This is a genomic window from Microbacterium umsixpiens, from assembly GCF_053543675.1.
In genome coordinates, this window is sequence record NZ_JBLVOH010000069.1 from 1,029 (window position 1) to 8,132 (window position 7,104).

At 70.0% G+C, this 7,104-nt stretch carries 8 protein-coding genes; 4 read left to right on the plus strand and 4 right to left on the minus strand.

What is annotated here, in order from left to right:
* Window positions 1–27: 27 nt before the first annotated feature.
* Window positions 28–1,371, minus strand: a complete 1,344-nt coding sequence (locus ACNPM4_RS06910) for an MFS transporter (protein ID WP_448985193.1) — start codon at window positions 1,369–1,371, stop codon at window positions 28–30.
* Between the two features lie 89 nt (window positions 1,372–1,460).
* Between ACNPM4_RS06910 and ACNPM4_RS06915 the strand changes: the two genes are divergently transcribed.
* Window positions 1,461–1,871, plus strand: a complete 411-nt coding sequence (locus tag ACNPM4_RS06915) for a winged helix-turn-helix transcriptional regulator (protein ID WP_262001819.1) — start codon at window positions 1,461–1,463, stop codon at window positions 1,869–1,871.
* Between the two features lie 44 nt (window positions 1,872–1,915).
* On the opposite strand, the gene soxR is transcribed toward ACNPM4_RS06915, so the two are convergent.
* Window positions 1,916–2,356 (minus strand): redox-sensitive transcriptional activator SoxR, encoded by a 441-nt coding sequence (gene soxR, locus ACNPM4_RS06920; protein ID WP_091031975.1) that lies wholly within the window; start codon window positions 2,354–2,356, stop codon window positions 1,916–1,918.
* Window positions 2,357–2,470: 114 nt separating this feature from the next.
* Between soxR and ACNPM4_RS06925 the strand changes: the two genes are divergently transcribed.
* Window positions 2,471–3,910, plus strand: a complete 1,440-nt coding sequence (locus ACNPM4_RS06925; protein ID WP_448985194.1) for an MFS transporter — start codon at window positions 2,471–2,473, stop codon at window positions 3,908–3,910.
* 18 nt (window positions 3,911–3,928) lie between these two features.
* Window positions 3,929–4,798: an NAD(P)-dependent oxidoreductase gene (locus tag ACNPM4_RS06930; protein ID WP_448985195.1), complete on the plus strand. Its 870-nt coding sequence runs from the start codon at window positions 3,929–3,931 to the stop codon at window positions 4,796–4,798.
* Between the two features lie 30 nt (window positions 4,799–4,828).
* On the opposite strand, the gene ACNPM4_RS06935 is transcribed toward ACNPM4_RS06930, so the two are convergent.
* Window positions 4,829–5,209, minus strand: a complete 381-nt coding sequence (locus ACNPM4_RS06935) for a winged helix-turn-helix transcriptional regulator (RefSeq protein WP_372467605.1) — start codon at window positions 5,207–5,209, stop codon at window positions 4,829–4,831.
* A gap of 124 nt (window positions 5,210–5,333) precedes the next feature.
* On the opposite strand from ACNPM4_RS06935, the gene ACNPM4_RS06940 reads away from it, so the two are divergent.
* Window positions 5,334–6,857, plus strand: a complete 1,524-nt coding sequence (locus ACNPM4_RS06940) for an MFS transporter (protein ID WP_372467606.1) — start codon at window positions 5,334–5,336, stop codon at window positions 6,855–6,857.
* Here ACNPM4_RS06940 and ACNPM4_RS06945 read toward each other — a convergent pair.
* A partial coding sequence (locus ACNPM4_RS06945; RefSeq protein ID WP_448985196.1) for a MarR family winged helix-turn-helix transcriptional regulator occupies window positions 6,858–7,104 on the minus strand: 247 nt, incomplete at its 5' end.

Below are 7,104 nucleotides of genomic sequence, written 5' to 3' on the forward strand. Positions count from 1 at the left end.
GGGGCGTTTCGCGCTATCAGGGGCGGATCAACGCACGCCGCGGCGCGCCAGCGGGACCAGCGCGGCAGCCGTGACCACGACGGCCGCCACGAGCACCGCCGCCACGAAACCGCCCGTCACCAGCACGGCGGCGATGGTGCCGAACACCGCGATGCCGAGCCCGCCGCCGAGCGCGAACCCCACCTCCTGGATCGCGCCGACCTGGCCGGCCTGATCCTCGGTCGTCACCTCGAACAGCGCCGTCGCGGCGAGCGTGGCGCCGACGCCGAACCCGAGCCCGACGAGCACGAGCGGGATCGCCACGATCGCGGGGTCGAGTGCGAGCCAGACGAGCCCGACGGCCTGCAGCATCAGCGCCAGGACGGTGAGGGCGTTCGCCGACAGCCAGCGCAGCGCCACGGGCGCCACGACACCGCCGATCGCGATCGCCACCGCCTGCGGCAGCAGGGCGATGCCCGCCTCGGCCGCGCTCTGCCCGCGCGAGTCCTGCAGATGCAGGCTCACCAGCAGCACCGAGGCCGACGACACTCCACTGCTCACGATGATGCGGATGATCGCGGGGCTGAATCCCGACACCCGGAACAGCCGCATGTCGATGAGCGGATCACGGAGTCTCCGCTGCCGGCGCACGAAGAACACCAGGCTCAGGATCGCGATCACCGCGGCGACCACCGCCGACATCGGCGCCGCGAGGGCCTCATGCAGCGCGAAGACGAGCGCACCGAGCGCGACGATCGACGACAGGATGCTGGGGAGGTCCCAGGACGGGCGCTGCGAGCTGCGCGAGTCGGGGACGAGCCACAGAGCCAGCGCCGCGGCGATCACCGCGAGCGGAACGCTGCCGAGCAGCAGCCAGCGCCATCCCGGCCCCTCGGCCAGCACTCCGCCGAGCACGGGCCCGAGCGCGCTGCCCGTGCCGAAGGTCGCCGTCCACAGGCCGTAGGCGAGCACGCGTTCGCGCGCCTGGAACTTGGCGCCGATCGTCGCGACCACGCCCGCGATGACGAAGGCCTCGGCGACACCGAGCAGCGCCCGCACGACGATGAACAGCAGGCCGCTGCTGGCGAGCCCGCCGACCACGTTCAGAACAGCGAAGCCGGCGAGACCGATCAGGATGATGCTCTTGCGCCCGAACGCATCGCCGATCCGCGCGGCGACGATCAGCGTCGCGGCCAACGACAGGGCGTACACATCGACCAGCCAGAGCCCCTCGGTGTCGGTCAGGCCCAGCTCGCCGCGGATCGCGGGGAGGGCGGTCGAGACGCTGCTGATCGCGAGGGCGCCGATGAGCACCCCGAGCAGGAGCGGGACCATCGCGAACCAGAGGCGAAGGGAGGAGCGAGTGCTGACGAGAGTGGGGGTGTTGGTCACGGTCTCAGTCTGTAAAGTACAGACAGAAGCCACAAGTACGGTCATTTCTGATACGTACTGACACTTCGGATACTAAAGGAGGCCGTGTCGTGCGGGAGAAGACCGAGCGCATCATCCGCGACTGGACCGAGACCTGCGACGCCGAGGTGTCGATCGCGGTGCTCGGCGGGGCCTGGAAGCCCAGCATCCTGACCCTGCTCGGCGAGCACGAGGTGCTGCGCTTCGGCGAGCTCGGACGCCTGCTCGAGAACCCGACCGCACGCGTGCTCACCCGTCAGCTGCGCGAGCTCGAGGAAGACGGCCTCATCACCCGCACCGTGTACCGCGAGGTGCCGCCCAAGGTCGAGTACCGACTCAGCGAGCTCGGCGCGAGCTCCGGACAACTGCTCACGGAGTTGACCCGCTGGGGCACGCTCTACGCCGGTCGGCAGCGGGCTGTGCCTACCGAGACAGCAGACGCGCCCGCCGCACCGGAAGCCCTGCCAGCAGCGACCTCCTGAGACTCGCGCACTCCAGCCGAGACTCACCCCAGCGATCCCCGCCCTCAGATGCGGCGCGGTCCCGGTCCGTCGGTGCCGAGCGCATCCTCGGGGTTCAGCAGACGGCACGCCTTCATCGACAGGCAGCCGCAGCCGATGCATCCGGTGAGCTCGCGCCGCAGGTGCTCGAGCTGCGTGCGGCGGAGGTCGAGCTGCTCGCGCCACAGCTTCGCCACGCGCTGCCAGTCGTGCTGCGAGGGCGGCTCATCCGTCGGCAGGCTCTCGAACACCTCGTGCACGTCGGTGAGTGGGATGCCGAGGCGCTTGGCGACCACGATCAGTGAGATCCGTCGCAGCATGTGCCGACGGTAGCGGCGCTGATTTCCCGCGGTCCGCGTCGAGACGATGAGTCCGAGCTGCTCATAGAAGTGCAGGGCCGTCGCCGGCACGCCGCTGCGGCGGACCACCTCGCCGATCGGCAGCAGATCATCGGGTTCCAAAGACATCCGCACCCCCTCTTGACCTCGAGTTTACTCGAGGTATTAGCGTGACGATCGGCCGCCGAGGAACGGCGCCACCGGGCGGATGACCGCCTGCTCCGACGTCACGAAGGGCACCCCATGACGCACACCCCCGAGCGCACCGCCACCGCGGGGAGCTGGCGCGAACTCCTCGGCAGCCGCTACACCCCGATCGCCTCGGTCCTCGCGGGAGGCGTGCTGCTCGAGGCGAGCAACGTGTATCTCACCACCAGCCTGCTCCCCACGATCGTCGGCGACATCGGCGGCGCGGAGTTCTACGCGTGGACGATGATGACCTTCCTCCTGGCATCGGTCGTCAGCTCGATGATGGTGAGCAGGATCCTCACACAGCAGGGCGCCGTGCGCGCCTACCTGCTCGCGCTCGGCCTGTTCGCGCTCGGCTCACTGCTGTGCGCGGCGAGCCCGTGGATGTGGGCGCTGCTCTCCGGCCGCGCCGTGCAGGGCCTCGGCGGTGGACTGCTCGCCGGCCTCGGCTACGCGCTCATCCAGCGCGCCCTTCCCGAGCGGCTCTGGGCGCGCGGTGCGGCACTCGTCTCGGCGATGTGGGGCGTCGGCAACATCGTCGGCCCGGTCGTGGGCGGCGTGTTCGCGCAGCTGGACGCCTGGCGGGTGACGTTCGTCGGCCTCGCCGTCGTCTCCGCGCTGATCGGCATCGTCGTGGTGCGCGCACTGCCGAGGACCGCCCGAGCCCGCTCGAGCGAATCGGTGCCGTGGGGATCCCTCGTGCTCCTCTCCGGCGGCGTCGCCGCGGTGGGCATCGCGAGCGTCGTCCCCAGCGGTCTCGGCACCGGGGTCGCCATCGTGGTCGGGGTCGTACTGGGCGCATGGTTCCTGCGTCACGAGCGCCGCGGGCGCACCGGCATCCTCCCCCGGGTCACGTTCGCCCCGGGCTCCTCGCTGGGCTGGGTCTACGTCACGGTCGCCGTCCTGGCGTTCGCGATCGGCACCGAGGCGTTCATCCCGCTCTTCGGCCAGGAGATCGGCGGACTGATGCCGTTCATCGCCGGCCTGCTCGGCGCCGCCCTGTCCCTCGGCTGGTCGATCACCCAGGTGTTCACGGCGAATGCCACCGGCATCCGCTCGCGCCGCGTGCTCATCACCCTCGGTCCGGTCGTCGTCGCCATCGGTCTCGCCGCGTACGGTCTGCTCCAGCATGAGGGCCCCTCCGCCGTCGTGATCGCACTCTGGTTCGCCACCCTGTTCCTCGCCGGCGCCGGCATCGGCCTCGGATTCCCGCACCTGACCGTCGCCGCGCTCGGCAGCACGTCGGGCGAAGAGGAGGGCGCCAAGGCGGCCGCGGCGGTCAACACCGTCTTCATCATCGCGAGCGCGTTCAGCTCGGCGATGGCCGGGGTCCTCGTCAACCTCGCGATGCCGGACGTCGTGGATGCCGCCCGCCTCCTGATGCTCGTGTTCGCGGGCGTCACCGTTCTCGGAGCCTTCATCGCGCGCGGCGCGAGCTGGGGCATCGGACTCACCCGCGACGACGAGCAGCCCGCCACTACGGCGTCCGACTGACGGAAAGGAAACCTCACCATGGAAACGAGAACCCGGGTCACCGTGATCGGCCTCGGCGAGATGGGCTCCGCGATCGCGAAGACCCTTCTCGACCGCGGTCACTCCACGACCGTCTGGAACCGCACCGCGAGCAAGGCCGACCCGCTGGCCGTGGCCGGCGCCGAGGTCGCCCATACGGCAGCGGATGCCGTGGCGGCGAGCCCGCTCGTCATCGTCTGCCTGCTCGACAGCGGCGCGGTGGATGCGGTCGTCGGAACACTCGACGCGGCGGTGGAGGGAAAAGTCATCGTGAACGTCACCAGCGGCTCCCCTGCGCAGGCGCGAAGCAACGCGGAATGGGCCCGCACGCGCGGAGCGAAGTACGTGGACGGGGGGATCCTGGGAGACCCGTCGGATGTCGGCAGACCGAACTTCTTGTTGTCGTTCAGCGGCGATCGCGACGGGTTCGATGCTCACCGCGAGGTGTGGGAAGACCTCGGCACCCTCACCTACTACGGCGAGGATGCGGGGCTCGCTGCCGTCGAGTTCCTGGCCCAGGTGGCGGTCGGCTACGAGTTCCTCCTCGGCCTGCTGCACACGTTCGCGCTCGTGAAGGCGGAGGGCGCCGACGTCGAGGGGTTCGCCGACCGCGTCGCCGGGTCGGTCGGCGGCTACGTGCCGCTGGTGCAGGCCTTCGGCACCGCCGTCGCGAGTGGGGAGTACGGGCCCGACCTCGGTTCGCTCACCGTGCAGGCCGCACTGATGGACGACCTGATCAGCCACCGCGAGTCCCTCGGCGTCGACACCCTGCGCATGCGCGAGGTCAAGCGGCTGATGGACCGCCGGATCGCGGACGGCCACGGCGACGAAGGGTTCTCGAGCCTGTTCGAGCTGCTCGGCCACGCGTGAGCGAAAGGATGCCGCGGCTCTGACACGACGTCAGGGACGCGGCATCCGCGACGCGTCGGCATGGTCGACGAGGGCGATCTCCTCACGGAGAATGCGCTCACGGCCCCAGTCTCCGAGGGGTTCGAGAGCGGCACTGAGCGCGGCACCCGCCTCAGTCAGCGAGTACTCGACGCGCGGCGGCACCTCCGCGTAGACCTGTCGACGAACCAGGCCGTCCTGCTCCATCTCACGCAGGTGCTGGGTCAGCATCTTCTCGCTCACCCCGGGCAAGCCACGGCGCAGCTGCGCGAAGCGCAGGGTGCCGTGCTCGACCAGCTCCCAGAGGATCAGGCCCTTCCATTTGCCGCTCACGACATCGAGTGCGGCGTCGATGCCGCAGACGTAGGGCCCGCATCTGACGGTGTCCGACATGATCCCTCCCCCACTTACCAAAAGGTAAGTACCGAAGTAAATAGTGGGTACTTCCCCGATCCGGGGAACCGTCTCAGTATGAGGGACGTGCTCTCGGAAGAGAAGAGCCGGATACGAGGAGACGATGGACCAGACGACGACCCCCCTGATGCGCGCCGGGGCGAAGGAGTGGCTCGGTCTCGCGGTGCTGGCTCTGCCCACGCTGCTGCTGGCACTCGACATCACCGTGCTGCACCTCGGAGTGCCGCGGTTGAGCGAAGAGCTCCAGCCGACCGCGACGCAGCTGCTCTGGATCATCGACATCTACGGGTTCATGATCGCCGGTTTCCTGGTCACAATGGGATCGCTCGGCGACCGCATCGGGCGCAGACGTCTCCTCATCCTGGGTGCGGCCGCGTTCGGGATCGCGTCCGCAGCGGCCGCGTTCTCGACGACTCCCGAGATGCTCATCGCCAGTCGTGCGGTCATGGGCATCGCCGGTGCCACGCTCATGCCGTCGACTCTCGCGCTCATCAGCAGCATGTTCCCCGATCCGCATCAGCGCGGGCTCGCGATCGGCATCTGGGCGACGATGTTCTCCGCCGGAATCGCCCTCGGCCCGATCGTGGGCGGGGCGCTGCTCGAGCACTTCTGGTGGGGCTCCGTGTTCCTCCTCGGACTGCCTGTCATGCTGCTTCTGCTGATCGCGGCCCCCCTGCTCCTTCCGGAGTACCGCGATCGCACGGCTGGGCGACCCGATCTCGCGAGCGTCGGCCTGATCATCGGCGCAATGCTCGCGCTCACGTTCGGGATCAAGGAGTCGGCTGTGCACGGCATCAGTGCGCCGGCCGCCGCGTCCGGCATCATCGGCCTGCTGCTCGGCTACCTCTTCATCCGGCGACAGGGCCGACTCACGGATCCCCTGCTCGACCTCCGGCTCTTCGCGAACCCTGCGGTGCGCGCCGGCCTCATCGCACTTCTCATCAGCACCCTCACCATCGGCGGGATCTACCTCTTCCTGACGCAGCATCTGCAGCTGGTCGCGGGGCATCCGCCGCTCCTCACCGGCCTGCTGCTGCTCCCGGGAGCCGCGGCCCTCATCCTCGCCTCCGTCCTGGCACCGATCCTCGCCCGCCGCATCCGCCCGGTGCTGATCGTCGCCGTGTCGCTCGCCGTGTCCGCTGCGGGCTTCGTGGTCCTCGCACGCGCGGCGGTGGAGGCGGACACCGTGCTCGTACTGGTCGGCTTCGCGGTCGCTTATGCCGGGATCGGTCCCGTTACGGCCCTCTCCACCGAGCTCGTGGTGGGGTCGGCGCCTCCCGAACGGGCAGGATCGGCATCGGCGCTCAGCGAGACGAGCACCGAGATCGGCGTCTCCCTCGGCATCGCCGTCATGGGCAGCATCGGAGTCGCGGTCTATCGCGCCGGCATTCCCCAGGGATCGGATGCCGAAGGGACCGCCGATGCATACGGGAGCGCGGCGGAGACGCTGGCTGCGGCGCTGCAGGCGGCGGACGCCCTCCCCGCCACCCAGGGGGACGCGCTCCGCGTACTCGCCACCGACGCCTTCTCCGCAGGATTCGAGGTGTCGGCCTGGCTGGGGGCGGTGCTGCTGATCGCGGCGAGCGCGGTGACGCTCACGGCCCTGCGTCGACCACGGATCGAGTGATCAGGCAGATACACCGGTTCCGACGCGTCTGAGCAGGTCGAGGAAGACGGCGCGCTCCTCGTCGGCCAGCGGGGCGAGGAATTGCTCCTGCACTCGGTCGACGACGGTATCGAGCCGGGCGAGCTCGGTGCGGCCCGACGCGGTGAGGGTGACGAGGTTGCGGCGGCGGTCGGACGGATGCGGCGCGCGCGCGAGCAACCCGCCCGCTTCGAGCGCGTCCAGCGCGACCGAGACGTCGCTGCGGTCG

Bases quoted from the DNA above. Each gene is read 5' to 3' on its own strand.
- ACNPM4_RS06925 (WP_448985194.1), top strand. From the start codon at position 2,471: ATGACGCACACCCCCGAGCGCACCGCCACCGCGGGGAGCTGGCGCGAA.
- soxR (WP_091031975.1), bottom strand. From the start codon at position 2,356: ATGTCTTTGGAACCCGATGATCTGCTGCCGATCGGCGAGGTGGTCCGC.
- ACNPM4_RS06935 (WP_372467605.1), bottom strand. From the start codon at position 5,209: ATGTCGGACACCGTCAGATGCGGGCCCTACGTCTGCGGCATCGACGCC.
- ACNPM4_RS06930 (WP_448985195.1), top strand. From the start codon at position 3,929: ATGGAAACGAGAACCCGGGTCACCGTGATCGGCCTCGGCGAGATGGGC.
- ACNPM4_RS06940 (WP_372467606.1), top strand. From the start codon at position 5,334: ATGGACCAGACGACGACCCCCCTGATGCGCGCCGGGGCGAAGGAGTGG.